Origin of the sequence: Leptospira paudalimensis, assembly GCF_026151345.1 — a bacterium.
Taxonomy (GTDB): domain Bacteria; phylum Spirochaetota; class Leptospiria; order Leptospirales; family Leptospiraceae; genus Leptospira_A; species Leptospira_A paudalimensis.
Genome location: NZ_JAMQPR010000001.1, coordinates 2,092,137 through 2,117,498, shown reverse-complemented (window position 1 = coordinate 2,117,498; position 25,362 = coordinate 2,092,137). Strand labels below are relative to the sequence as shown.

The window sequence follows — 25,362 nt, the reverse complement described above, 5'->3', positions numbered from 1 at the left end:
CCAAGCGAATTATCCTAAAAGGAGAAACCCTAGTATGAAAATCCAAATCTTATTAACCTTGTCCTTTTTTACCGTATCCCTATCTTCTCTTGCATGTGATGATTTAGGCAGAAAGATATTAAAAACATTCAATAAGAAATATGAAACAGACGGCAAAGTTTTAGGATCCAAACCAATCTTTATTGGACCTGATGCTCTCCGCAAACAACTAACGATTTCACTAACGGAAGTGGTAAAGGTCAAAGAACCAACCGACATTCAGTTTCCACCTTCAGAAAGTCCGTTTATGTTTATTTTGGAAAAAGCAGGGGACCTCATTCTTTTTGACAGAGATAAAAAAAACAAACGAGTGTTACATAAATTTGCTGTCATCACTGATAGTGAAGAAGGTCTACTTGGTTTAACATTCCACCCCAATTATCCGAAAGAACCAAAGTTGTATTCCCATACGGTTATCTCTTCTGCAGGTAAAGATATGACTGTAATTGCCGAATGGATAGTGGAAAATCCCAATTCATATGAATCCATGGTTCTAAAAAACGAACGTGTGTTATTGCAAGTCGAACAACCATATCCAAACCATAATGGAGGCCAAATCGGCTTTGGTCCTGATGGGTATTTGTACATCGGTCTTGGTGATGGAGGATGGAGGGCCGATCCAAAAAACAACGGACAAAATCCAAACACATTACTTGGTTCTATCTTACGCATTTCTCCTGCGCCAGATGTAGAAGGGAAAAAACCATATTCCATTCCAAAAGACAATCCTTTCCTTGGAAAACCTGGTTACTTACCTGAAATTTTTGCCTATGGGATTCGTAACCCTTGGAAGATGAGTTTTTCACCTGACGGTCGTTTGATTGCCGCTGATGTAGGACAAGATGCCTTTGAAGAAGTGGATATCATCCTTGCGGGAAAAAATTATGGATGGAACCAAACAGAAGGTTTCCATTGTTTTACAGATGGATGTAATCCTTCTTTGTACCAACCTCCATTTTATGAATATGGCCGTGAAGAAGGACAATCCATTACTGGTGGGTATGTGTATACAGGTTCTTCTATCCCTGAGTTAAAAGGAAAATATGTTTTTGGTGATTTTATCCAAGGAAAAATTTGGGCTATTGATGTGCCTAAACCTGGAACCAACCAAAAAATTACAGAAACCATCGCACTTGGAAAGTGGAACCTACTCATCCCAACCTTTGGCAAAGACAGCGATGGCGAAATTTTTGTGGCTGATTACCAATCTGGTATCATTTACAAATTGGGAAAACCATAACCCTTTCTGAATGGCACAAAAAGTCCATTTGATTGTTTAAATTTTATAAGTTGATTCCTCTATGAAAAAATTCTTAACCCATGTCCCTTTTTATATCCGTTTCCACCTGTTACTTGCTGGACTCGGAATTGTATTTTTAACTATTTACCGCGTCGCTTTTTTTCTGATGTATTCCTATCGGATGAATGATAAATCATTTTGGATCATTCTGAAGGCATTTGCAAAAGGTGCACGTTTTGACATTTCCGTATTATGTGTGTTACTTGGATTTAGTCTTGTTTATTCCACATTTCATTTTCTAAATCGGAATCGTTGGTATCGAGCAGTTTGGCGGACAATACCTGTTGTTTTTATTATCTTACTTCTCTTTTTACTGATCGCCGATTTGATATATTATGAGAATGGGAACAAACATTTGGGGTATGAAGCTTTTGCTTATTTAGGTTTCGAGATGTTACCACTTGTGGGCTCTGCTTTTTCCCAAAATCCATTTTTGTTTTTACTGGGATTACTCATCATTTTTGGAATTGGATTTGGGATTTATAAAATCCAATCCAAATTTCCTTACTCACATGTGAACATCCATTACAAATGGGCTGGTCTTCAATTCCTACTTGTGTTAGCTTTACTTGTTCTTGGCATTCGAGGAGGAATCCAAACAAGTCCACTTCGGACAAGTGATGCCATCATCACTAAAGAAACAATTACGAATGATTTGGTTTTAAACCCAGGATTTACAGTCATCACAGATCTCAAAATGACTAAGGTTGACGATCGGCATGCGATGAAATTATCGGATGCAACTACCATTGTGAGAAAAGAAGTTTCGTATCCAGGAGCTGAGTTTGTTTCAGAAGAGTATCCACTCCTTCGTAAAACAAACTTCACTTCTAAAAAACCTTTGCCTCATATTGTTGTCATTGTTCTCGAAGGTTGGACTGGAAAGTTCATTGATATCATTGGATCAGGAAAGGTAGAAGGAAAAGTAGTCACTCCGTATTTCAACCAACTCATCCGCCAAGGGATGTTCTTTACGCATTTTTTTGCAAGCGGAGGACGAACGACAAATGGACTCATGGCACTGATGGGAGGAATCCCCGACAGGCCAGGTCTCACTGCCGTGAGAACTCCACAAATCCTAAACAGGTTTTCAGGCCTAGGGAACATTGCCAAAACCATTGGGTACCAAACTCTTTTTGTAACAGGAACTGATTTAAGCTTTAATAACAAGGGTAGTATCATGTACCATTGGGGATTTGATACACTGGTTGGAAAACAAGAGTTAGAAAAAAATCCAGAATACAAAACAGGGCCTTGGAGTTATTTAGACGAAGCATCACTAGAAGCAATGCACAAACGTCTGTTAAATGTGAGTCCAGAAAAACCTATCGTTTCCGTAATCCATACAGGTACAACTCATTACCCATACAAAGTCCCAGATGAAAAATACAGATTGTTTGGAAAAGACACACAAGACAGCGAATACTTAAATGTTCTGCATTACGCTGACTTTGCACTTGCTGAATACATGGAGAAGGCAAAAAAAGCTCCTTATTTTAAAGATACAATTTTCTTTTTTGTATCCGATCATAGCCACCATCGGTTCCTCAATTATTATGAAGATCGAAATGTCCCTCTCCTCATTTATGCTCCAGGGAAAATCAAACCAGAGTTAAGGGAAGACATCACATCCCAACTCGATGTAATCCCAACCATCCTTGGTTTTATGGAAAGAGAGGTTTATTTCAGTGTGATGGGCCGAGATTTACGGAAGGTAAAAGGGTCCTCTGCTTATTTTGCATATGGAAATATCTTCGGTTGGATTGAGGATGATTTTTTATACTACCAATCGGTATCAGGTGGACAAGGGGAAACAAAAACCATCAAAGAACCATTTGTGGATTTAGGACTTTGTTACAAAGACATAAATCTCTGTAGCAAACATGCGGAGAAAACAAAAGCCTATTTGAATATGGGAGACGAACTCCTAAAGTCGAACAAATTGTTCCCTTCGGAATCCGTCTTACAATCAATAAAATCTAATACCAAGTATTAGAAATATTACTCAAATCAAAGAATGTCTTTCGTTTGATGATGATCCATAATAAGGATACAAGCGAAAGGCCAATGAGAGGGATTGCAAACATCGCTATGTTTGGAATGTTGGAGTAAAGTAGTGTGAGAACAAACGCAAAGATAAAAAGTACATTTCGCACTACCTCCGTCCTTCTTGACCAACGTTTCATCTCCATCGTCCGATCAATCGAAAACAAACTAAAGATAATGACAGCGGATAAAATACCAAGTATGGTCATATCTTGTTCTAAATTGATTTTTGCTACTTTCCAAATTACGAGTCCCACAGCCATAAGAACTGCCGCTTGTAAAGCCACATAGACCATCACACCCATTGGAGGTTTTGGATCATATTTTTCTGTATAAGCAGGTTCTTTAAAGACATCATCTGGAGTTTGTAAGTAAGTTGGTTTCCAACCTGGAGGTCCAAAAATGGTTTTAAACACATCTCCAATCGACTTACATTTAAAGATTTGGAAAAACATATCCTTAAACACGTGTAAGTTGACTGTGATTGGATTAAATGAGTTTACTGGTTTTGTTAAACCGTAAATCGGTTCGTCGGTTTCCCATTCGAAGGAACCAAACATCCGGTCCCAAATGATAAAGATTCCACCGTGATTACGATCCAGATATTTTCTTTGTGTTCCGTGGTGGACACGGTGGTTCGAAGGGGTTACCATAAACTCTTCTAAAAATCCTAACTTGCCAATGAAACGTGTGTGAACCACAAATTGGTACACTTTTAGAATTCTGTGGCTCAGTAAAAACATAGCCCATGGGATACCCAGGAGAGCCATCACAAGAAAATACATATATTCAAAAATTCGTTGTAATCCATTTCCGCGGAAAGCAACCGAAAGGTTCATTTCTTGTGTGGAATGGTGGGTTACATGGGTTGCCCAGAAAAGATTAATCTCATGGCAATGCCTGTGAAACCAGTAATAGATAAAATCAGCCAAAACAACAGAAAATGTCCAGGCACCGAGTGCATGCCAATTCACAACAAAACTAGGTGAAAATTGGAATGGACTTGCCAGTGGGAAAAAATGATAACCAAGGGCAGATAAAGAGTAATTCTTTTCAATGATGTCGTAAACATATAAAGCCCCAAGTAAGATGACAACCCCAACAAGTGCAAAGATCACACCTGTGCTAACATCAGCTATAAGAACATTCAATCGGTAAAACTGTTTGCCCTTCATATACGAAACAAAAATTTCAATACCGATCAGTGCGACCATGACGATAAAGGCGTATTCCATAAAGGCATCGCTATTCATGCGTGTATTTTCCTCACTAACGACTAGGCTTTTGAATCATGTCCACTAAGTCAATGTCCATTTCTTCGAAAGAATCTACCGACTTTGTGACGATTCTGTGAATTTAGACTTGTTCTACAGGGCTTTTTGGAGTAAGACTTTTAGAAAGAGTGTAATTTCTTGTCCCGTAAGGTGGCAAAGAAAAGATTGGCTAATGGTGAAAGGACCTACACAATGAAAGAGGAAATACCGGTTCTCAAAGGGAAAACCAAAAAAGAACTAGAAGAGATCTGTGTTTCCTTAGGTCTTGAAAAATACCGAGCAGCACAGATTTATACTGGAATTTATAAGAGTCGTTATACGACGATCGACCAATTTACAACCCTCTCGAAAGAAGTTAGGGAAAAGTTAAAACAACATACATCCTATCCAGAAATTGAAATTGGCCGTGATCTGGTTTCCAAAGATGATGGGACTCGTAAGTTTACATTTTACGTAGGCGAAAACAAAGAGATTGAAGCAGTTTGGATCCCTTCAGGTGACGGCGGTCGTAAAACCATTTGTATTTCTTCCCAAATTGGGTGTACCCTCAATTGTAAATTTTGTGCCACTGGCCTTTTGGAATACAAAGGTAATTTACACACTTGGCAGATCCTAGACCAAGTCTTGCAAGTGGAGCGCCTCGTAGGTGACCGTGCCACAAACATCGTGTTTATGGGAATGGGGGAGCCCATGCACAATTATTTCAGTGTGATGAAAGCTGCCCATATCCTACGCGACCAAGATGCCTTTGGACTTGGTGCCCTTAGGATCACCATCTCAACTGCTGGTGTCACAACTGGGATCAATCGTTTCATTGAGAACAAAGAACCTTTTAATTTTGCAATTTCACTAAACCATCCTAATCCTAATGCACGTTCTTCTGTGATGGATGTGAATGATAAACATCCCTTGGAAAAACTCATCGATGCAGCAAAACGTTTCACGAAGGAACTCGACCGTGCCATCACGTTTGAATATGTGATGATACCAGATGTAAACATGGGTCGTGACAATGCGGAACGGCTGGCAAAAATTGCAAGGTCGGTGAATAAATGTAAGATCAATGTAATTCCGTTAAACACTGATTTTACGGGATGGCGTAGACCAACCGATGATGAAGTCAAAGAATTTGTAATGCATCTCAAAGCTAAAACGACAGCTCCCATCCTCAATCGCCGTAGTCCTGGAAGGGACATCAATGGTGCCTGTGGGATGTTAGCACTCAAAGGAATTCGAAGTGAAACAACAAAGTAAATGGATATTGGTTTTATGTTTGGTTTTGTTTGGTTCTAATTGCCAAGACATAGTGGAACAAAAATGCCAATTAGCATGTGAAAAATTTGTCACATGTACAGAAGAGGAACTCAAACTCACTTTGGCACCTGATGTAAAACGCACAGGTAGGATCCAATGTATGGACGGATGTACCACTCACAATAGTGATATCCTCCAGTGTTTTGACCAAGAACCAAATTCCTGTAAAGGATTTGGCCAATGTTTAGTTCAAATAGGAACGTTTGAATGAAAGAATCACTTTCTCCTTCGGAACGCATCTTTTATCGTATTTTGTTACTGATGGCATCTTTGCCGATCTTGTTTACTTTACCACTGGATGTGATTGATATCGATAGCGCGCAGTATGCGGGGATCAGCCGTGAACTCGTCCTTTCGAATGATTTTTTCACACTCATTGATAATGGAAGAAGGTATTTGGATAAACCCATCCTTACGTTTTGGACCATTGCCACTTCGTTTTTTTTCTTTGGTATTAGTAACATCGCCTTTCGAATCCCAGCGATTTTTGTAAGTTTACTCTCCGTTTATTCGATTTACCGAATCACCATACTTTCTGGTGGAAAGGAGAGGCAAGGTTACCTCGCTTCCATTGCGTATCTCCTCGCACCTGGTGTATATGCGATGGTGGTGGATCCCAAAATCGATGTGTATCTCACGGCGTATCTTGTATTCACATATCATTTTTATTATTTAGGTAAAAAACAAAATCCCAATTATTTTTACCTGATGTATCTTATGATGTCGATGGGATTTATCACCAAAGGTCCCATCTCCGTTGTCATTCCAGCCATATCGATTGGAGGGGATATCTTATTCCGAAGGGATTGGAAACTTTTACTCTCGATGAGAATCCCCACTGGGATTTTTGTATTGGCATCACTTCCAGCACTCTGGTGTTTTTTCTTATTCAAAAACTTCAACTCATACGGGCCCGTTTTCTTTTTATGGATCCAATCCTTTGGTCGTTTTTATCGCGAGATGTATGATGTGAAGTTTGATCCATTTTATTTTTATAAATCCTTTTCATGGGCTTTCTTTAGTGGGCTTTTGCCTATGGTCATTTACCTGATTTTTCATTCTTACCAATATACCAAAACATTGGGTTGGAAAGAAATCCTACGTAAGATCCGCGCCAATGAATACAAAGAAGTGGATTTTGTGATTCCTTTTTGGGTGTTTCTCTTTTTGTTCCTCATCTCGTTTTCCAGATACCCACTTCCACAATATACCTATTGGGTATTACCTGGTGCTGCTTTGTACTTCGGGAAAATCATGGAAGAGAGTTTGTTTCAATCCAATGTGACAAGGTTACGTCCCTCGTTTCTCATTGCAGGGATTGTGTATTTGGTAGGGTATTTTCTCTTCCCTGTATTTGTATCCGATGTTGGGATTTTGTATTATGTATTCGGAGCCATTGGGATCCTTTTCATTTTACTTTCTGCACAACTCATTCCATTGGAAATCTTACTGACCCTTGTTGGTGCGACTTTGTTTTTTAGTGCGATTAGTTTACAATTTTATCCACTCCTCACAAGTTTCCAACCTTCCAGGGAATTTGGAGCGAAGATAAAAGAATTAGAACCAAATGAGCCAGTCCTATATACCTTCTGGATGTCCAATTCGAAACGTTCCTATGGGTTTTATGCCGAACGAAATTTTAGAAATATCTATGATAAGGAAAAATTGGATCGGTTGTGGGCTGAAAAATCGGAACGACTCCTTGTACTCCCATCTGAAAAGTTACCACAATTGCAAGAGATGGTGGGTTCAGAATACCAAATCATACCTGTAATGGAAAAAGAATCCTTCAAAGTGGCAACACCTACGATCGCTTTTCTCAAAAAAGAGACAAGAAACCTGGTCACGAAGAAAATTTCTTTGGTTTGGGTGAAAAAAATGCAGGGGAAATCATTTAAAAACTCGAAAGTATAACTAGGCTAAATTGTGTAAGTCTGGTTTTTAGGGCCCTTCGATGTCAAAATCAGGGCCTTTTTTTTTGTCCCTTCCTACCAAAGCATTCGGTATTTCCCTTTGATTCCTCATTCTGAATGCATTCAGACTTTCCTATTTCAAATTTCATAACATTTGTTTGGCGGTAATTTGCAGTTTATTTGAGACTAAGTTTCAACTAAGAAAGTTCAGAAAAAATTTCAGATTATGTCTCTTTTAATGTTTTTTCACAACCAAAACCCTTACATACTTGCTTTTTTTCGGATTTTACCTTTCCTTGTCAGAAGACAGTGTAAACGGATTCAGGAAATCTGCGAATGAATATAAAAATACTCAAGATCTCTGTGCCTATCGTTGCGATAGCTGCGTTAGCATATTTGATTTTTTCACCTAGCCGTTATGTGGGCTATTCACCCGACCAGCCCATCCCCTTCAACCACAAGATACATGCAGGCGATAACAAAATCGATTGTAAGTATTGCCATACAGGCGTTGAAAACTCGGCCCATGCCACAGTTCCACCAAGTTCCACTTGTATGAACTGCCATGGAGCAGGTAACGTAGCGGGCAACCAAGAACATGTTAAGTGGCTCAAAGCACAATACGATAGTAACACTCCAGTTTCCTGGGTGAAGGTCCATGACCAACCAGACTTCGTATACTTCAACCACTCAAGACACGTGCAACGCGGCGTTGATTGTTCCACATGTCATGGCAACATGGCAGAGATGGTAAAGGTTAGACAGTCCAAGTCCCTCAATATGGGATTTTGTGTCGATTGCCATAGAGAGAACAATGCTCCTAACGATTGTTCTACGTGCCACAGATAATCGGGAGACAAGTAATAATTTATGATGAAAGACGATAGTTTCCAAAAAGAAAAAAAGTCACTTTGGCAGTCTTACGAACTTCGCGGTACTTCTCGCGAAAAAGAACTCCAAAAACAAGAGTTCTACAAATCACCAGACCCTTTGATTGCTAAAATCAAAAAAGGTGACTTTGATAGAAAAACATTCCTTAAGTTTATGGGTGCATCAGTTGTGATGACAACTGTCGGTTGTATCCAAAAACCTGCTGAAAAAATTGTTCCTTATGTGAACCTCACCATTAAAAATCCAGACAACAACGAAGTAGAACAATATGACTTCGTAAAACATGGACACTCTTACCACTATGCTTCGGTATGTGGTGGTTGTTCTGTTGGTTGTGGGGTACTCGTAAAAGCAAAAGATGGTCGTCCTTTAAAACTCGAAGGAAATCCAAGCCATCCAATTTCAGAAGGTGCTTTATGTGCTTCTGGACAAGCTTCTATTTTTGATCTTTATGATGCAGACAGAGCAAAAGAACCACAACAAATTGTGAATGGTGTTGCTAAGTCGAGCGATTGGTTTGTTCTTGATAAAGACGTAAAAGAAAAACTCGCAGCAAACAAAGGTAAGACGGTCGTGGTAACAAAACCACTTACTTCTCCTGCCACAAAAGAATTTGTTTCTGAGTTTTTACGTTCTGTTGGTGGTGGAAAACACTTAGAAGTAGCGTTTGCTTCTTCTGATGATGCCATTACAATCGCTCAAGAAAAATCATACGGAAAGGCAGTTCTTCCAAACTACCACTTTGACAAAGCAAAAGTGATCCTTTCTATTGATAGTGACTTCTTAAACCAAGTCAACTACCACAATGACTTTTCAAAACGAAGAGACTTACAAAAAAATTCTAAGTCTTTCAATTCATTTATCGCTGCAGAAACTCACCCGTCTATGACAGGTTCGAATGCAGACCAAAGAGTTCCATTAAAACCTGGTGACCAAAGAAAGTTCGCTCTTGTAATTGCAAAGGCACTTTCTGATTTGGGAGTGGGTGGGGCAACAGGCGTGTCTGGAATCAATGTAGAGACAACTGCTTCTGAGCTTGGAATTTCCAAAGAAGTTGTGGTTCGCATTGCAAAAGCACTTGCTTCCGCAAAAGGTGAATCCCTAGTCATTGCTGGTGGTTCGAACACATTAACAGAAGATGCAGTGGATTTACAAATCGCTGTGAACATGTTAAACAGCATGCTCGGTAACGATGGCAAAACCATCGACGCTGGAAATCCTTTGAAAGAAGGAAAATCAGGCTACGCTGAAAACTTAAAATCCCTCGCAAAAGACCTAAAAGAAAGAAAGGCTGGTGTGGTCATTCTTTACGGTGTGAACCCAGTTTATGAAGCGCCAAATGGAGATGAGTGGAAAAAACTCCTTCATGAAGCAGCACAAGTGGTTCAAGTTTCTGACCGTGCGGATGAAACAGCACTTGCATCGAACTGGCTTGCTCCTGTATCACACTTCCTTGAGTCTTGGGGTGATAACGAATCCGTAGCAGGGATTGTATCGGTTCAACAACCAACAATTCGACCACTTTTCCAATCCAAAGCATTTGAAGATATGCTCATTGGTTGGGCAGGTGGAAAGTTACTTGGATCCGAGTCTCTTTACGAATACCTCAAATCAAAATATTCTAAAAAAACCAACTGGGAAGACTTACTCAGAAAAGGTGTTCTTGTTTCTGGAAATCCAAAAGCAGACAAGGGTGGTCGTTCTTTCCGAGGAACCATCGCACCTCTAACACCTTCCAAGTCTGGTTTAACTGTGTCTCTTTACGAAAACACAGGAATCGGAACTGGAGAAAGAGCAAACAACTCCCAACTCCAAGAACTTCCAGATCCAGTATCGAAAGTGACTTGGGACAATTATGTTGCTATTAGCCCACAATACTCTCGTTCGTCGGGAATCAAACTCAATGACGTTGTGACTGTGACTGTAAATGGAAAGTCCTTTGAACTTCCAGCTCTTGTCCAACCTGGTCTTCACCCAGAAGCAGTGGGAATTGCTCTTGGATACGGAAGAACAAATGTGGGTGAGATCGGAAACGGTGTTGGTAAAAATGCAAGTATCCTTGCAACAGAAGTAAACGGATCTTATGTTTACTCTGGTTTATCTATCACACTTTCTCCAACAGGTAAAAAATACAAACTCGCTACCACTCAGGACCACCATATGATGAGCCCTGGTGTGATGATGGGTGTGGAATGGAAAGAGAGACCTCTTATCATTTCCGCAAAACTACAAGACTATACTAAAAATCCAAGTGCCGGAATTCCTGAGCCTGAGATTCCAAAAATCTTAATCGATGGAAAACTACAAAGAGCACAAGGAGCAAACGCTCCTTCTGACCAACCAGGAAGTCAGTTTGCATACCCAGGATACAAATGGGGTATGGCAGTTGATTTAACTTCTTGTTCTGGTTGTGGTGCTTGTGTGGTTGCATGTAACATCGAAAACAACGTGCCAATGGTAGGTCGTGATGAAGTGCGTATGGGTCGTGAGATGCATTGGCTTCGGATTGACCGTTACTACATCGGTGATCCTGAAAAACCAGAATCACTCGAAATTGCACACCAACCACTCATGTGCCAACATTGTGATAACGCTCCTTGTGAGACAGTTTGTCCAGTGGCTGCAACTGTTCACAGTTCGGAAGGAACCAATGATATGGTTTACAACCGTTGTGTGGGAACACGTTACTGCTCGAACAACTGCCCTTACAAAGTGCGTCGTTTTAACTGGTTAGAACATTGGAATGAACACAGCTTACTCGGAGAGTCAATGCCTACCTTTAAGGCTCGTCCTCCAAGAAACTTAGGCCTTAACCCAGATGTAACCGTTCGTTCACGTGGTGTCATGGAAAAATGTAACTTCTGTGCGTCTCGTGTTGCTGAGAAAAAAATCGCAGCGAAAAACGAAGGACGAACTCTGAAAGATGGCGAAGTGAAAGCCGCTTGTGAACAAACATGTGCATCTGGTGCCATTGTGTTCGGTAACGTAAATGATCCTGAATCAAAAGTAGCGAAGCTCTTGAAAGACCCTAGGTCTTACAAACTTCTGGAATACCTAAACATCGGACCTGCCGTCAGTTATTTGACCCGAGTTCGAAACGAAGTTTAACAGGGAGAACACAAAGGGAATGTCATTAACACAAGCAGTTAGAGATAAATTAGATATCCCCGACCTGGTAACAGGCGGGAAATCGCTTAAAGATGTAACCGTTGATATCGCAAAACCAAACGAAGATTTCCCAACCAAACTTTGGTGGAATACTTTCCTTTTGGTTTTGACGATCACCCTGATCGACGTAGCCATTATCGGTTATTTGTTTTACGAAGGTCTTTACCTACTCGGGATCAACAACCCAGTGGGTTGGGGATTTTTCGTCGTCAACTTCGTATTTTGGATTGGTATCGGTCACGCAGGAACATTGATTTCTGCGGTATTATACCTCTTCCGCCAAGGTTGGAGAACAGGGATTAACCGTGCCGCAGAAGCGATGACAATCTTTGCCGTACTAGTTGCAGCATCGAACCTCATCCTCCACGTAGGTCGTCCATGGCTCGGATTCTGGCTCTTTCCCTATCCAAACGAAAGAGGACCACTTTGGGTGAACTTCCGTTCCCCTCTGATTTGGGACACGTTTGCGGTATCGACTTACCTTTCCATTTCCATGGTATTCTGGTACTTAGGTCTCATTCCTGACCTTGCTACCCTTAGGGATCGTGCGACAGAAACTTGGAGAAAGAACTTATACAACGTCTTAGCCTTTGGTTGGGTTGGATCGGCAAGAGCTTGGTCTCATTTGGAAATCGTTTCCATGATCCTTGCAGCTCTTTCTACTCCACTTGTTCTTTCGGTGCACACCATCGTATCCTTCGACTTCGCTGTTTCCATCCTTCCTGGTTGGCACACGACCATCTTCCCTCCATACTTCGTTGCCGGTGCGATTTTCTCCGGATTTGCGATGGTGGTAACACTTATGGTCATTGCTCGTGAAGTGTTTAACTTAAAGAACTACATCACGATGAAACACTTGGACAACATGAACAAAATCATGATGGTAACAGGACTGATTGTGGGACTTGCGTATGGAACAGAGTTTTTCATCGCTTGGTATTCTGGAAACGAATACGAAGTGTTTGCATTCTGGAACAGAGCTTTTGGACCATATGGTTGGGCTTACTTCATTATGATTTCCTGTAACGTGCTTTCTCCACAGGTGTTCTGGTTCCGCAAACTTCGTTACAACATCCCTGTGATGTTTGTTGCCTCCCTTGTGGTGAACGTGGGTATGTGGTTCGAACGTTTTGTGATCATGATGACACTGAACCGAGACTTTTTACCATCCAGCTGGGCTATGTATACACCGACTCTTTTCGACTACGCGATGTTAATCGGAACGTTCGGTATCTTCTTTACTCTCTTCCTTCTCTGGTGCCGAATTATGCCAGTGATTGCGATTGCAGAAGTAAAAACAGTGATGCCACAAAAAGAAGGAGCACACCACTAGTATGTATCTTCCAAAATTAGAACAGTTTCATAAATACAAAGAAATGGATGAAGGAGTTCTCGGAATTTTCGATACTCCAGAAGCCATTATGCATGCTGCGGAAAAAACAAAGGCAAAGGATTACATCGGTTTTGATTGTATCCTCCCTTACCCAGTGCATGGAATTGACGAAGCCATGGGAACTCCTAGATCAGGACTCCCTTGGGTCACTTTCTTTGCCGGGATTTTTGGATGCACGATTGGAATTTTGTTCCAATACTTAACACATGCACATGACTGGCCTCTCAATATCTCGGGAAAAGCTCTCAACGCTTGGTTTGCCTATGTGCCAATCATCTTTGAATTAACTGTATTTGCCGCAGGGATTTATACAGTAGCTGCTTTATGTTTTTTAAGCGGTATTCCCAAAGCGACACGTCGGATCCTTCACCCAGATTTGACGTCTCATAAATTCGGTCTTTGGATTCCAAAGTCTGCCAAAGGTTATAACGAATCCGATGTGGTTTCGTTTGTGAAAAGTCTTGGCGGATCCGAAGTAACCGTTGTGAAACCGGAGAACCAAAAATGAAACAAAACATCTTTCGAGTTTTCGCACTTGTGGCGTTAGTTTTTGTCGCAAACTGTGATTATAAAACTCCCGTTTATGAATACTTTCCGAATATGTATGACTCTCCTGCAAGAGAATCACAAGAAGCGGATTCATTTGCTTCCAATGGTTCAGCTTCAAGGATTCCACCAAAAGGTGCGATCCCAGTAGGATACTTTCCATACCCATATGCGGCAGAAGCAACTCCTGATACTCTTCCAGGTCCAGACAAAGGATTAAAAAATCCAATTGGAAAGGTGAGTTTAGGGGATTTGATGATTGGGGAAAAACGTTACCAAACTTATTGCACTCCTTGTCATGGTGTGCAAGGTCTTGGAAACGGAGCTGTTGTAGGGCCTGCACCAAAGTTCCAACAACCACCTCCTTCTGTTGTTTCTGATAAAATCCGCGGTTGGTCCGATGGACAAATTTACCACATCATCACGATGGGTCGAGGTCTCATGGGAAGTTATGCTTACCAAATCGAACCAGAAGACAGATGGAAGCTCATCGCTTACATCCGCAAACTTCAAGAATATGAAGTGAAAAATAAAAAGGCGAACTAGGGGAAATTATGAGCTCTACAAAAGCAGCGAAACTAGACGAAACATTATTGCAGTTTAAACTGCCAGGGTCCCTTCGTAATGCCCTCATTGCCATGATCGGAATTGGAGTGGTGAGTTTCCTCATCGCCTTTTTTGGATTTGGTCATGAGACGTCTCGTCACATGGACGAAGCTGGTCATTTCCACCATACGAATTTAGGATACCATATCTTACTCATTGGTGCTTACTTTGTGATCGGACTTTCCATCACAGGGATTTTCTTCACAGCGATCCAACACCTAACAGGCTCACAGTGGTCGGTGACTGTTCGTAGGATTTTCGAAACTTACGGACTTTTTGCACCTGTTGCTGGACTTCTACTCGTGGGAGTGATCTTTGGAATGCATGATCTGTATGAGTGGGCAGATGCGACGGTTCGTGAAAACGACCACCTCATCCACCACAAATCTGGTTACTTAAATCCAACCTCTTTCATCATCCGATGTGTACTTTTCATTGGAGTATGGTCAGTATTTGCTTACATCTTCCATGGAAAGTCAGTCGGTCAAGACAAAGATAAGGTTGTGGATACAACGAAGACTCTTGCTAAGATTTCGGGAGGATTTATCCTCTTCTTTGCACTTTCATGGTGTCTCATGTCGTTTGACCTTCTCATGTCACTTTCCCCACATTGGTTTTCCACTATGTTTGGTGTGTATGCATTTGCTGGCGCATTCCAAACATCTCTTGCATCGTATTTGATTGTCATTGCGATTCTCAAGAAAAATGGATACCTCGGGGAAGCAGTGAATGAAAACCATTACCATGACATTTCAAAGTTTTTACTTGGTATGACAACTTTCTGGGCGTATGTTGGATTCTCACAATTTATGCTCATTTGGTATGCAAACATCCCAGAAGAAACTTTCTTTTACGAGATGCGTATGACAGGTGGTTGGGGATACACAACATTACTTCTTCCATTTGTGAAGTTTGTAATTCCTTTCCTTTTGTTACTCAATCGTCCGAACAAACGAAACATTGATTTCCTTTGGAAATTAGCTGCATGGATTCTGACTGTTCAGTTCTTTGAACTTTTCTGGTTGGTTTTCCCTGCAAACTTTGAAAAATTTTCAATCTTACACTTTGTTTTAGCATTTGGCGGAACAGTGGGAGTTGTTGGTCTTTTTGGTTTCTTCGTCTTCAAAAAGTTCGAAAAACATAGTTTAGTTCCGGTCGGTGACCCTCGTTTAGATGAGTGCCTTCACCACCACCAATAGGAGAATTGTTTTGAAACTGAAATTAGTAGCATTCTTGATCGTTGGGATGAGCGTAACAGCTTGTTCCAAAAACGCAGAGGTAACTTGGCATAAAAATTGTGATGCCAAAACCAACAAAGCAAGTTTGGATTTTACTGTTCCTTTGTATTCAGAACCAGATTCTAATTCTAAGGTGGTAGAATTTGTTCCAGTAGGAACTGTTGTAAAAGTATTCGAAGCTCGTAACCATAACGTTTGGGCACCAAAATACTTTATCAAAGTTCAAACTGCAAAAAACGAAGGTTATATGAGCCCAAGATGTTTTGTAGTGGGACAAGATCCGGCAAACAGTGTTTGGAGATATTCCAAAGGACTCGTAACAGATTCAAAACCTTTTTACGATCCAAGTGACAAGGCTCATTATCCTAGAGGGACTGAGTATGGAAATTTGAAGGACCTTCCGAAGGAAAAAATTCCTCTTTCTGAACTCACAAAAGGTTTGGAAGAAGAAACTTACGTAAACAAAAACATGTTGAAACAAAACTAAGTTTACAAAGTTAACTAAGGTTTGGCGGAGTTTACTCTGCCAAATTTAGGATAAAAGACCCAAGGGAAACCAAGGGTCTTTTTTTTTGAGGGTTGCGAAGATTCTTTTATTTCTTTAATACTACTATTTCGTAGGCAACTATCGCCAAGATCACGAATTTTTCCCAAATGAAGTAAAAAGCACCGAGAGGTTGGATCACATTCCAATTTTCGATCAAAAAATACATCGATACACCGCAATAAGTAAGATTGCCAATGATCACACCGAGAAGAAACGGTTTCCAAAGTTTTGGTTTTTGAATAAAACAGGTATTGGAATAAAAAAACAAAATGCTGGCAAGGATTCCTAATTTGTATAACACTTCTGTGGGCATTCCAAAATAAGGTTGAAAGGGTAAAATCACACCAAATAACACAAGTAAGGATATCGATGCACCGAAAGCATCTAAGAAAAAAATAGAGTAGGGTTGGGATTTTTGGAATAGTTTTTGTATCATCAACTCAGTCCTAGATTGTATTACTCCTTATTTTCGAAAACGGTGGAGGTTCCATTGTTTCCTTTGATCTGCAGTTTTAGTAAAGGAGTTTGATCCCATTCAAAAATTTTGAATTTTATTTGTAATCAATTTAATCAGGAAAATACCAGCTTTTGAATCTTGGAATTTATGAGATTCTCCATAATCGTTTGCTATTTCAAATTCGATTCTAAAACGAAGGTAAACTACCTTCCGAAAATTATTCAAAAATTTGAAATTTAAGGATTTACAACCACAGACTATCTTAGATACTAAGAGATTAAGTTAATAAGATAATTAGCTTGTTAACTAATGGATTTTTTATGAAAATAGAAATTTTTAAAAAAACTACACGTCAGTATTTCGAAACAGCCCTTTTTATGCATGAATCGATCGCAACGCATGTTGGGCTTTCAGGCACAGATCATAAATTTTTAGGATACCTACTAGAAAATGGAGAGATGACTGCAGGGGAACTGGCAAAATTATCTGGGCTTACTACTGGGGCGATCACTGGAGTCATTGATCGATTGGAGAAGAGTAAACTCGTAAAAAGGAAATTTTTACAAACTGATAGACGGAAGGTTTTTATTGTTCCAAATTTGGAGAAGGCAAACCAACTGTTTTCACCAATTTTTAATAAATTACAAAAAGAAACGGACCAATTGATTTCTAGTTTTTCAAGTCTTGAGATAGAAGTCGTCCATCGTTATTTCGAATCTGCAATCAAGATAATGGAAAAAGTTTCAAAAAATTTAAAGGATACGAATGGGATATGAATATGATAGTAGAAAATTGTTTTGTGTTTGCATCAACGTTTGGACTTTCAGATGTAACCAATTTTGTTTCCCACCATTCTCTATCAATTGCAAAGTATACTTTATTATTAAATCTACTAATCTATTTTTTAATGAATGGAGCTCAAATTTTTGAAACAATTGTTTTTGTACCACGTTGGGCTAATGGAACTGTTCCTGATTTGGGTTTACTGAATACAGAGTATAAGTCTGCAGATTTAAAATACTTTTGGATTTTGTTTCATTCATTACACGAAATTATCTTCTTAGTATCACTTATATTTTGTTACCAAATAGATGGGATTGGTAACAATTTATTCCTACTTTTTATCCTTCATATAGGAGTGAGAGCTTGGACTATCATTTATTTCGCAAATAAAATCATTTGGTTCCAATCGATGGCAAATACAATCGATAAACATTCAGTCAAAGTATTCAGTGATATTAAGAAATGGGTGATCTGGAATTATATACGTGTTTCTATATATATTGGAATTTCGATTTTAATGGTACCACTAACCATTAAAATTCTAAATTTGAACGGTTAAGGAATATAAATGAATGAAATGATTTGATTTCTTCAACCGTTATGTGATGGTCATAACAGTTGATCCAAGTTAATTCGGTAACATAAACATCGAATCGGTAAACAATTGTTTTAATAATTAGTATATGTTTGCCTATAATTCTGTATTGATTGTTCTAGAAATTCCAGAATAGGTTTTTTACTTTTGGGTTACGTAAGGCAAGGCCTGCCCAAAGGAGAATTCCTATATAAACGGGAAATAAGGTGTGGCTAAAAAGTGGATTTTCCACACGAACGTGGATGGCAATAGCACCACCTAAATATCCAGTGAGTAAGAGAGCTCCGAGCGCGGCAGTTTGCGGTATGGCATACAAAACAGTGATCACCAACAGAATGATTCCGATCGTCATTGCACTTTGGGCAGGTAGTCCCAGTTCTTCCATACTTTTTAACACTGGATCAATTTTAGCTAATTTTCCGCCTGCATCGAAGAGTAAAAATGCGATTACTAGGCCACTTAGAATTCGTCCCACCCAAAGGTAGGTTGGGGATTGGTTAATTTCGTTCATAACATCACCTGCTTGAAAAACGTTCTTGCAATAAAAACATATCAATTGATATGTTGTCAATAAAATTTAGATGGATAACCAACTGAATTGATTGAACGTGGAGTGGCCTCGATTTCGGGGCAAAATGGTATTCTCTTTTGTGTAAGTGTTTGTTTTATAGGAGATGAAGGAACAAGTGAAGGATGGGGAAACAAGAGGAAACTCGTAGACTGATCATAGAGTCTGCATTTGCACTGATTTACCAAAACGGATTTCAAGGCGTGGGTGTTCGTGAAATTGCACTTTCAGCAAATTTAACCATCGGTGCCTTTTTTTACCACTTTCCTACAAAGAATCATGTTGGTTATGCCATCATTGATGAGTTTTTATCCAAAGGAATTTTGGATCGTTGGATATTGCCTTTGGAACAATATGATAATCCAGTCGAAGGAATCATTCATACATTTAAAAAAACTTTTGATGAATGGCCAGATGAATTTGTTTCGAGGGGATGTCCTCTGAATAATTTAGGGCAAGAAATGTCTTCGATTGATCCTGAGTTCCAAAAAAAAGCAAAGGAACTTTTGTCCAATTGGATTCAGAACACCAAAACTTACTTGGATATTGCCCGAAAGAAAAAAATCCTAAAACCAAAAACAGATACACTTAAACTCGCGGAATTTATTGTAACCTTCCAAGAAGCTACCTTCGCAATGGGTAAAGTAATGAATGATCGCAAAGTCTACGATTCTTTATATCTTTCGTTTCGCGACCATCTACAATCGCATTGCCATTGACATTCTATTAAATGGGGTTATACTCAATCACATGGGACAAAAACGCACCATTGCTACCTCCGCCTCAGAAGAACGATTGGAAAAACTTTTAGAAGAACGCCTGACGGAAGGTTCCAATCATGAAATCATTGATAAACGAATTTGGGATTTATTTGGAGAAACTTGGTGTGTGATGTTTACTGACCTATCTGGTTTTTCTAGAGGAGTAGCAAAATTTGGAATCATTCATTTTTTACAAACCATCTATGAATCACAACGAATTCTCATTCCAGTCTTAGATGAGTATGATGGTATCCTGATGAAGGATGAAGGGGATAGCCTTATGGTGCTCTTTCGTAATACCAACAAGGCGATCCAATGTGCGATCCATATGCAAAAAGCATGCAAACGATATAATGAAGGAAGAATTGCAGAAGAACAGATCCTTCTCTGTGTGGGTCTTGGTTATGGAAAAATTTTAAAAATAGGGGATACTGATGTGTTTGGTGCTGAAGTGAATGCTGCATCCAAACTAGGGGAGGATACTGCCAAAGCTTGGGAGATTCTTGTGACAAGTGCTGTCAAAGAAAATGCTGATGAAACGACAGATTTTGATTTTGAACCGATCAAAGAAATTCCGCCTGGTTCGGATGGTGCCTTCAAACTTCTTTATACACTGGATGAACCTAAATGGGTAGTTTTGTAAGATCAAAATAAAGGTTCATTCCATGAATTCATAAATGGAACGAATTTCTCCATTGTTTTCGATGTAATTGTATAATTCTTGGAACTCCTTGTGCCCACAAAGAGTTGTCGAATCGCCTATGAGAATCAAATGGGACTTGGCACGAGTGAGTGCCACATTCAATCGTTTTGGGTTCATTAAAAAACCAATTTCACCATCAGGGTTAGAACGTACCAAACTAAGAATCACTATCTCAGACTCTCTTCCTTGGAACGAATCAATGGTTTGCGTATACCACCTTCCATTTGCTCTTTGGATGAGTCTTTCCACCTGTCCTCTGTAAGGTGAAATGATGGTTGTGAAATCTTTGGGTAAACCTTTTTCCATAAGTGATTCAATCAGTGTGATTTCAGTTTCATTGATGAAACTGAGTTCCTCACCATCTGTTTCTTCTATCGTATCACTTCCTGCGGTATCAATCCATAGAATGGCAGAATCGGATCCAAAAATCTCAGTCATCACTTCTATGTTTTGGAACTGAAGGTCTGGATGTGTGAAAACTTGGTTCCCATAATAGGTCTGGTTTGGGAAACCAAGGATTTCTTTTTTCATACGAAATTGTTTTTCTAAAAAGATCGTTCGTTCTCCTGAATCGTTACCGATTACTTTTTCTAGAAAACTAGGAATGGATTCATGTTCTGGTAAGGAATAGTTGACACCTAGTTGTTTTGGATCTCCAAAGAAAAATGTTTTTTTGCCGGAGAAAAGTGCCATATAACAACCAGGATCTACACTTTGTGTGGCTTCATCCACAAACACATATTCAAAGTTTCTTCCTTTTTTGAATTCGTTTCCAAAACCAGCAAAGGTAGAGACGATGAGCTCACTTGCATCCAGTAACCTGGTTCGAATATTTGTTTCCGCATCACGGATAGTTTTTAATAAGAACTTCGCTTCTTTTTTCTGTTGGTAACGTTCTTCTCTTTCTTCCTTTCCAAAATTTCGTTTCCAAGAGTTGATTTTCTTTTGGAGTACTCGTAGTTCCGTTTGCCAGTTTTGGATTTGTTTTTGATCGGGATGGATCTGGATGAGATGGTCCAGGTGATAAGGAAGGACATTCTCTTTGATTTTTGTTGAATTCCCCATTCGAATCACTCGAATGCCTTTTTGGATCGCAAGCTCAACAATATAATCACAAGCAAAATTCGTTGGACAAAGAGTTAAAACGGATTCCTTTCTCTTTTGGATCTCTACAACAGCTTGCATGAGTAAGGTGGTTTTTCCCGTACCTGGTGGTCCAAAAACCATTCCATAATCAAATAGAGAAAAAATTCTTTCGATCGGGGAAAGTTCCATTGTTTTTTTTGGTGGAGTCGGTTTATCTCCCAAACTATAACCTAAAATCCATTTGAGTTTTTGGTACGATTCCGATTCTTTTGTCAGTTTTACTTTTTGTATGATTTCGTTATATAAATCATAGGTGGATTCTGGAAACCATTTGCGAATTTGATACTCTTCTCCTTCCCATTCATAATCACCACGGACTTGGATGATGAGTTTTGTTTCATTCCATTGGTAGATATTTCCATAAATGGATTCTGTTTGGTTTTGTAAGAGGACAGGAACACCAGGTTTGATCCAAAGTTTCGATTTGTTAGATAGATTCACTTGGAATTCTGCTCTCCAAGTATTTCCAACAACAAAGCGAATATCAACAAATGTTGCGACTTTAATTGTTTGGGATTCCGAATCCTTTTCTAAAAAAAGATTACGTTCTTCCTCACGTTCCTTCGTTAAAATTTGTTCTACGAAATTTAATTCTTCTTCTAATGAACCAAACGTTTGTTTTATGGCTCTTCCCATTCAATGTTCTCCAAGGTAGTAAAAAAACCATTCCGAAGGAGTGGTGCAAAATCGATAAAGTCAGCTGCTTTTAGGTATAAAGAATCTTCAATGGAATACGCCTGGATGAGATTATTGGCAGCTTCCTCCAATTTTCCCAATCGGCAATGGGCTCTTGCTAAAATGATGAGTGTTTCAGGATCAATTTCCTTACAATATTCGATATGGGTGCGTATGGATGAGAGAGCATTTTCTGGATCTTCTGCATCCAAGTAACATAACGCGAGTAAGTCGTAATGAAGGAATTCTTCTGGTTCCACCATTTTTAGGGATTTTTTTAAAGAGGCAAGGGCAGAGTTGAAGTCTCCTCTTGAAAAATACAAAGAGCCAAGTTCTGCCCAGATGTCTTTTCGATCAATCCCACGGCCATTACTCAGATGTTCTTGGGACAAAGCTTGTTTTAAAACTTCGATCGCTTCTTCGGAACGTTCCATATCTTTTAACAAGGAAGCAAGTAGAAGATAGTTTTCCAGGTAAGAAGGGAATTGAAGGATACTTTTTTGGAGTAATACCTTTGCAGATTTAAATTTTTTTAATTTAATGAGATAACGAGAGTAAACGGTAATACTTAAGGGGTGTGATGGATAGTTTTGGATGATGTCTTGGAATACAGTTTCAGTTTCTTTAGGATTACCAACCGAATACAAACACCAAGCTTTTTTCGCTTTGATTTTAATGAGTGCAGATTCGTCTTTTGTATAGGCTTCACTCTGTGCATACAAATTGAAAGCCCGGGTAAAATCCTTTTCCTCTTCCAATTGTTTTGCTTCACGGATCAGAGAAAAAAAAGGATTCATCAAAATTTTTTACTTCAGGAAATCACGGATTCGTCGATGGGTAGAATAGGGAGTAAAGATTGTAAAAGGAGGTCCACTCATGGTTCCATCTACACCTATCAATCCAATTTTCAATTTGCCAAAGGAAATTTTCCAGGCACAAAACCAACTGACTGAGAAACTCATGAAGTTGGCTGTGGAAGAAAAACTGGGTCCTGTGACAAATAGTGAAAGGTTACTCGACATCTATTGTTAAGTGATTTTCAGAAACATTAGTCGATCCGGGTTTCTGGATTGAATAATGGGCGTTTTCGTTCCATAAACCCACTAATGGCACTTCTGAAATCTTTGGAATCGAGCATACTGGCATTCCAAACTGCCACGTAATCCAAACCTTCTTCGATTGTTTTGCCAATTCCATGGTTTAGCACTTGTTTGACACCACGAATCACAATCGTAGGGTTTTCAGAAATTTCTTCGGCAGTTTTTAATCCTTCTATGAGCAAACTGTCAAAATCTTTAGTGACCTTAGTCACAAGCCCCATTTGAAAAGCTTCTGTCGCTGTGATGTCTTTTCCCGTCAGGGCAAGTTCTCTTGTGTGGGCATTGCCAATCAGGTGGGGAAGCCTTTGTAAGGAACCCATATCCGCAACGATAGCGACTTTCGATTCCCGTAAGGAAAATAAGGCATCTTCAGACGCATAACGAATGTCACATGCAGAAACTAAATCCAGTCCACCACCGATACAATGTTTTTGTACAAGTGCAATGGAAGGTTTTTTAGAATTATAAACTGCATTGATTCCTTTTTGCATGGTAAGGATGAGCTGGTAAAGTTTTTCCCTACCATCTGCAAGTTCACCTTGTACAACCGGTTTGAAATCTTGGAAAAATTCTTCCAAGTCAAGGCCTGTTGAAAAGGATTTTCCTTTCCCTGCGATCACAAAACAGTGAATTTTCGGATCTGCATCAATCTCTGCTACCATATCTGGAAGGTCACGCCAGAAAGGCCAATTCATCGCATTTCTTTTTTCAGGACGGTTCAGCCAAAGAATCGCAATATTTTTTCTTCTTTCGATTGTAAAAAAGGGAGATGGGTTCATACGTTTGTTTCTTCCTTTAACCAAAGTTTTTTGGAAACCATCAGATACACTCCAAAGAGGATAAGACCAATCGCAATGTATTGTGACTGGGAAAATCCATGCCAGTAATAACCAGAAAGAAAAGTAGGGTTTCCATTGGCATCAGGAATGTTGACAAGAGTTGGTGGGTCAAAAAATGGAATCACCGCTTTATTCACTCGCAAAAATTCAATGATGAGTCTTGCAAACCCATGGATGATGAGAAACTGTGCACCAATGCTCCATTTGCGAAAGTTTTGGTAACGTGCCCAAAATTGAAAATAGGAAAAGTAACCAAAGGCCATTATGGATTCCATCACAGGTGTATTCCAAACGGGAACTCCTGACGGATGAGCTCCATGGAATTCAAATACAAAAAATGGAATCCTTTCATCAGTGGCAAATCCGTAACAACCATCTCCACTTACAAAACAACCGAGCCTACCAATCGCATAACCCATGCTAATCGCAGGAATCACTGCATCATAATAAGCACCGATATCCAGTTTATAATAACGGAAGTATAAGGTGATGAAGAGCCAGCCAAAAAGAAGACCACCAAAAAAGACAAGACCACCACCACTAAAAAGAGAAGACCATAATCCCGGGTGACCAGGGAATCCGTTCCAGTGGGTGAGAGGATAAGAATACTTGCCATCATAACCAGGAACATCGATGAACACTTGGTCCCAGATTTCAAAGATAAAGAAAATTTTTGCACCGATGAGGGTGCCTAAAATCCCAAGAAAGATCAACCAATCGGAGTGGTTTGGATCTAATTTTTTTCGTTCCAGTTCCTTTGGGAGAAGATAGGAACCAACAAGAAAGGCTAACATCATAAGAAGGCTGAAAGTGGACAGACCCTCCCAGCCAAAGGGATTGGGAATCGGAATTCGATCTAACATAGAGGAAAGGGTAAATTCTATGCCCACGGGGGAAAGGAGAATTTAAATCGGGATAAAGGAGAAAATAGGAAGGAAAAATAGCTTGACTCTAGATAGTTCAATATTAAACTATCTGATATTGATTTAAGGAGAATTCACTATGTTCGATTTATTATTTTCTACATCTGGGGACATCATCCCTCTTATCCTACGCATCACAGCTTTTGTTGTGATTTTCCCACACGGTGCCCAAAAACTTCTAGGTTGGTTTGGTGGTTACGGTTTCAAAGGAACTTACGGATTTTTTACAGGAACCATGAAATTCCCAGGGATCCTTGCTGTTCTCATTATTCTTGGTGAGTCTGTTGGATCTGTACTTCTACTTGTGGGATTTTTAACAAAATTTGCAGCGTTGTCCATTACCATCATCATGATCGGTGCTGCATTCATCGCTCACAGACATAACGGTTTTTTCATCAATTGGAATGGAAACCAAAAAGGAGAAGGGTATGAATTCCATATCTTAGCTGCGGGACTTCTCATTGCTTTAGTTGTTGGTGGAGCTGGAGTGTATTCAGTTGATTTTAACTTAATCGGTAAGTTCTAAGACCAAATTGC

At 39.6% G+C, this 25,362-nt stretch carries 25 protein-coding genes; 18 read left to right on the top strand and 7 right to left on the bottom strand.

The window, feature by feature from the left end:
• Positions 1-34 precede the first annotated feature (34 nt).
• Entirely contained in the window at positions 35-1,279 is a 1,245-nt protein-coding gene (locus tag ND855_RS09890) for a PQQ-dependent sugar dehydrogenase (RefSeq protein ID WP_265358200.1), read from the top strand.
• Between the two features lie 61 nt (positions 1,280-1,340).
• Positions 1,341-3,335: an LTA synthase family protein gene (locus tag ND855_RS09885; protein WP_265358199.1), complete on the top strand. Its 1,995-nt coding sequence runs from the start codon at positions 1,341-1,343 to the stop codon at positions 3,333-3,335.
• On the opposite strand, the gene ND855_RS09880 is transcribed toward ND855_RS09885, so the two are convergent.
• Complete coding sequence (locus ND855_RS09880) at positions 3,319-4,638, bottom strand: sterol desaturase family protein (protein WP_265358198.1); 1,320 nt, start codon at positions 4,636-4,638, stop codon at positions 3,319-3,321. The genes ND855_RS09885 and ND855_RS09880 overlap by 17 nt on opposite strands.
• Before the next feature lie 213 nt (positions 4,639-4,851).
• On the opposite strand from ND855_RS09880, the gene rlmN reads away from it, so the two are divergent.
• From rlmN to ND855_RS09830, 10 genes are all read left to right on the top strand, one after another.
• Positions 4,852-5,913, top strand: coding sequence for a 23S rRNA (adenine(2503)-C(2))-methyltransferase RlmN (gene rlmN / locus ND855_RS09875; RefSeq protein ID WP_265358197.1), 1,062 nt, complete (start codon positions 4,852-4,854; stop codon positions 5,911-5,913).
• The gene (locus ND855_RS09870) at positions 5,897-6,184 is read left to right on the top strand and encodes a Cys-rich protein (RefSeq protein ID WP_108958254.1); all 288 of its coding nucleotides are present in this window, start codon (positions 5,897-5,899) and stop codon (positions 6,182-6,184) included. Before rlmN ends, ND855_RS09870 begins: the two co-directional genes overlap by 17 nt.
• Positions 6,181-7,887 carry an ArnT family glycosyltransferase gene (locus ND855_RS09865; protein WP_265358196.1) on the top strand — a complete coding sequence of 569 codons (1,707 nt, stop codon included), beginning with the start codon at positions 6,181-6,183 and terminating at the stop codon, positions 7,885-7,887. Before ND855_RS09870 ends, ND855_RS09865 begins: the two co-directional genes overlap by 4 nt.
• A 335-nt stretch (positions 7,888-8,222) precedes the next feature.
• Positions 8,223-8,735: a cytochrome c3 family protein gene (locus tag ND855_RS09860; protein ID WP_100726560.1), complete on the top strand. Its 513-nt coding sequence runs from the start codon at positions 8,223-8,225 to the stop codon at positions 8,733-8,735.
• A gap of 24 nt (positions 8,736-8,759) precedes the next feature.
• The gene (locus ND855_RS09855; protein WP_265359373.1) at positions 8,760-11,885 is read left to right on the top strand and encodes a TAT-variant-translocated molybdopterin oxidoreductase; all 3,126 of its coding nucleotides are present in this window, start codon (positions 8,760-8,762) and stop codon (positions 11,883-11,885) included.
• A gap of 19 nt (positions 11,886-11,904) precedes the next feature.
• On the top strand, positions 11,905-13,278 hold the full coding sequence (gene nrfD / locus ND855_RS09850; protein WP_100716671.1) for an NrfD/PsrC family molybdoenzyme membrane anchor subunit: 1,374 nt from the start codon (positions 11,905-11,907) through the stop codon (positions 13,276-13,278).
• Between the two features lies 1 nt (position 13,279).
• Positions 13,280-13,846, top strand: a complete 567-nt coding sequence (locus ND855_RS09845) for a DUF3341 domain-containing protein (RefSeq protein ID WP_100716672.1) — start codon at positions 13,280-13,282, stop codon at positions 13,844-13,846.
• Positions 13,843-14,430, top strand: a complete 588-nt coding sequence (locus tag ND855_RS09840) for a c-type cytochrome (RefSeq protein WP_265358195.1) — start codon at positions 13,843-13,845, stop codon at positions 14,428-14,430. The genes ND855_RS09845 and ND855_RS09840 overlap by 4 nt, the downstream gene beginning before the upstream one ends.
• Before the next feature lie 8 nt (positions 14,431-14,438).
• Positions 14,439-15,689: a hypothetical protein gene (locus tag ND855_RS09835; protein ID WP_265358194.1), complete on the top strand. Its 1,251-nt coding sequence runs from the start codon at positions 14,439-14,441 to the stop codon at positions 15,687-15,689.
• Between the two features lie 10 nt (positions 15,690-15,699).
• Entirely contained in the window at positions 15,700-16,215 is a 516-nt protein-coding gene (locus tag ND855_RS09830; RefSeq protein ID WP_265358193.1) for an Lsa16 family lipoprotein adhesin, read from the top strand.
• Between the two features lie 106 nt (positions 16,216-16,321).
• On the opposite strand, the gene ND855_RS09825 is transcribed toward ND855_RS09830, so the two are convergent.
• Positions 16,322-16,711 carry a hypothetical protein gene (locus ND855_RS09825; protein WP_265358192.1) on the bottom strand — a complete coding sequence of 130 codons (390 nt, stop codon included), beginning with the start codon at positions 16,709-16,711 and terminating at the stop codon, positions 16,322-16,324.
• Between the two features lie 341 nt (positions 16,712-17,052).
• Between ND855_RS09825 and ND855_RS09820 the strand changes: the two genes are divergently transcribed.
• Both ND855_RS09820 and ND855_RS09815 read left to right on the top strand, forming a co-directional pair.
• Positions 17,053-17,508 carry a MarR family winged helix-turn-helix transcriptional regulator gene (locus ND855_RS09820; RefSeq protein WP_265358191.1) on the top strand — a complete coding sequence of 152 codons (456 nt, stop codon included), beginning with the start codon at positions 17,053-17,055 and terminating at the stop codon, positions 17,506-17,508.
• Positions 17,509-17,510: 2 nt separating this feature from the next.
• Positions 17,511-18,074: a hypothetical protein gene (locus tag ND855_RS09815; protein ID WP_265358190.1), complete on the top strand. Its 564-nt coding sequence runs from the start codon at positions 17,511-17,513 to the stop codon at positions 18,072-18,074.
• Between the two features lie 154 nt (positions 18,075-18,228).
• On the opposite strand, the gene ND855_RS09810 is transcribed toward ND855_RS09815, so the two are convergent.
• Positions 18,229-18,621 (bottom strand): DoxX family protein, encoded by a 393-nt coding sequence (locus ND855_RS09810; protein ID WP_265358189.1) that lies wholly within the window; start codon positions 18,619-18,621, stop codon positions 18,229-18,231.
• Positions 18,622-18,803: 182 nt separating this feature from the next.
• Between ND855_RS09810 and ND855_RS09805 the strand changes: the two genes are divergently transcribed.
• Both ND855_RS09805 and ND855_RS09800 read left to right on the top strand, forming a co-directional pair.
• On the top strand, positions 18,804-19,397 hold the full coding sequence (locus ND855_RS09805; protein ID WP_265358188.1) for a TetR/AcrR family transcriptional regulator: 594 nt from the start codon (positions 18,804-18,806) through the stop codon (positions 19,395-19,397).
• A gap of 31 nt (positions 19,398-19,428) precedes the next feature.
• Positions 19,429-20,082 carry an adenylate/guanylate cyclase domain-containing protein gene (locus tag ND855_RS09800; protein ID WP_135663240.1) on the top strand — a complete coding sequence of 218 codons (654 nt, stop codon included), beginning with the start codon at positions 19,429-19,431 and terminating at the stop codon, positions 20,080-20,082.
• A 15-nt stretch (positions 20,083-20,097) separates the two neighbouring features.
• Here ND855_RS09800 and ND855_RS09795 read toward each other — a convergent pair whose 3' ends face one another.
• Both ND855_RS09795 and ND855_RS09790 read right to left on the bottom strand, forming a co-directional pair.
• Positions 20,098-21,924, bottom strand: a complete 1,827-nt coding sequence (locus ND855_RS09795; RefSeq protein ID WP_265358187.1) for an AAA domain-containing protein — start codon at positions 21,922-21,924, stop codon at positions 20,098-20,100.
• Positions 21,909-22,760, bottom strand: coding sequence for a tetratricopeptide repeat protein (locus ND855_RS09790; RefSeq protein WP_135662846.1), 852 nt, complete (start codon positions 22,758-22,760; stop codon positions 21,909-21,911). The genes ND855_RS09795 and ND855_RS09790 overlap by 16 nt, the downstream gene beginning before the upstream one ends.
• 79 nt (positions 22,761-22,839) lie before the next feature.
• Between ND855_RS09790 and ND855_RS09785 the strand changes: the two genes are divergently transcribed.
• Positions 22,840-22,995, top strand: coding sequence for a hypothetical protein (locus tag ND855_RS09785; protein WP_265358186.1), 156 nt, complete (start codon positions 22,840-22,842; stop codon positions 22,993-22,995).
• A gap of 16 nt (positions 22,996-23,011) precedes the next feature.
• Here ND855_RS09785 and ND855_RS09780 read toward each other — a convergent pair whose 3' ends face one another.
• Positions 23,012-23,842 carry a crotonase/enoyl-CoA hydratase family protein gene (locus tag ND855_RS09780; RefSeq protein WP_265358185.1) on the bottom strand — a complete coding sequence of 277 codons (831 nt, stop codon included), beginning with the start codon at positions 23,840-23,842 and terminating at the stop codon, positions 23,012-23,014.
• Positions 23,839-24,765: a prolipoprotein diacylglyceryl transferase gene (locus ND855_RS09775; protein ID WP_265358184.1), complete on the bottom strand. Its 927-nt coding sequence runs from the start codon at positions 24,763-24,765 to the stop codon at positions 23,839-23,841. The genes ND855_RS09780 and ND855_RS09775 overlap by 4 nt, the downstream gene beginning before the upstream one ends.
• 139 nt (positions 24,766-24,904) lie before the next feature.
• On the opposite strand from ND855_RS09775, the gene ND855_RS09770 reads away from it, so the two are divergent.
• Positions 24,905-25,351 carry a DoxX family protein gene (locus ND855_RS09770; protein ID WP_108958270.1) on the top strand — a complete coding sequence of 149 codons (447 nt, stop codon included), beginning with the start codon at positions 24,905-24,907 and terminating at the stop codon, positions 25,349-25,351.
• The last annotated feature ends 11 nt before the right edge of the window (positions 25,352-25,362 follow it).

Coding starts and splice junctions, on each gene's coding strand:
- ND855_RS09890 (WP_265358200.1), top strand. CDS start 35: ATGAAAATCCAAATCTTATTAACCTTGTCCTTTTTTACCGTATCCCTA.
- ND855_RS09885 (WP_265358199.1), top strand. CDS start 1,341: ATGAAAAAATTCTTAACCCATGTCCCTTTTTATATCCGTTTCCACCTG.
- ND855_RS09880 (WP_265358198.1), bottom strand. CDS start 4,638: ATGAATAGCGATGCCTTTATGGAATACGCCTTTATCGTCATGGTCGCA.
- rlmN (WP_265358197.1), top strand. CDS start 4,852: ATGAAAGAGGAAATACCGGTTCTCAAAGGGAAAACCAAAAAAGAACTA.
- ND855_RS09865 (WP_265358196.1), top strand. CDS start 6,181: ATGAAAGAATCACTTTCTCCTTCGGAACGCATCTTTTATCGTATTTTG.
- ND855_RS09860 (WP_100726560.1), top strand. CDS start 8,223: ATGAATATAAAAATACTCAAGATCTCTGTGCCTATCGTTGCGATAGCT.
- ND855_RS09855 (WP_265359373.1), top strand. CDS start 8,760: ATGAAAGACGATAGTTTCCAAAAAGAAAAAAAGTCACTTTGGCAGTCT.
- nrfD (WP_100716671.1), top strand. CDS start 11,905: ATGTCATTAACACAAGCAGTTAGAGATAAATTAGATATCCCCGACCTG.
- ND855_RS09845 (WP_100716672.1), top strand. CDS start 13,280: ATGTATCTTCCAAAATTAGAACAGTTTCATAAATACAAAGAAATGGAT.
- ND855_RS09840 (WP_265358195.1), top strand. CDS start 13,843: ATGAAACAAAACATCTTTCGAGTTTTCGCACTTGTGGCGTTAGTTTTT.
- ND855_RS09835 (WP_265358194.1), top strand. CDS start 14,439: ATGAGCTCTACAAAAGCAGCGAAACTAGACGAAACATTATTGCAGTTT.
- ND855_RS09825 (WP_265358192.1), bottom strand. CDS start 16,711: ATGATACAAAAACTATTCCAAAAATCCCAACCCTACTCTATTTTTTTC.
- ND855_RS09820 (WP_265358191.1), top strand. CDS start 17,053: ATGAAAATAGAAATTTTTAAAAAAACTACACGTCAGTATTTCGAAACA.
- ND855_RS09815 (WP_265358190.1), top strand. CDS start 17,511: ATGATAGTAGAAAATTGTTTTGTGTTTGCATCAACGTTTGGACTTTCA.
- ND855_RS09810 (WP_265358189.1), bottom strand. CDS start 18,621: ATGAACGAAATTAACCAATCCCCAACCTACCTTTGGGTGGGACGAATT.
- ND855_RS09805 (WP_265358188.1), top strand. CDS start 18,804: ATGGGGAAACAAGAGGAAACTCGTAGACTGATCATAGAGTCTGCATTT.
- ND855_RS09800 (WP_135663240.1), top strand. CDS start 19,429: ATGGGACAAAAACGCACCATTGCTACCTCCGCCTCAGAAGAACGATTG.
- ND855_RS09795 (WP_265358187.1), bottom strand. CDS start 21,924: ATGGGAAGAGCCATAAAACAAACGTTTGGTTCATTAGAAGAAGAATTA.
- ND855_RS09790 (WP_135662846.1), bottom strand. CDS start 22,760: ATGAATCCTTTTTTTTCTCTGATCCGTGAAGCAAAACAATTGGAAGAG.
- ND855_RS09785 (WP_265358186.1), top strand. CDS start 22,840: ATGGTTCCATCTACACCTATCAATCCAATTTTCAATTTGCCAAAGGAA.
- ND855_RS09780 (WP_265358185.1), bottom strand. CDS start 23,842: ATGAACCCATCTCCCTTTTTTACAATCGAAAGAAGAAAAAATATTGCG.
- ND855_RS09775 (WP_265358184.1), bottom strand. CDS start 24,765: ATGTTAGATCGAATTCCGATTCCCAATCCCTTTGGCTGGGAGGGTCTG.
- ND855_RS09770 (WP_108958270.1), top strand. CDS start 24,905: ATGTTCGATTTATTATTTTCTACATCTGGGGACATCATCCCTCTTATC.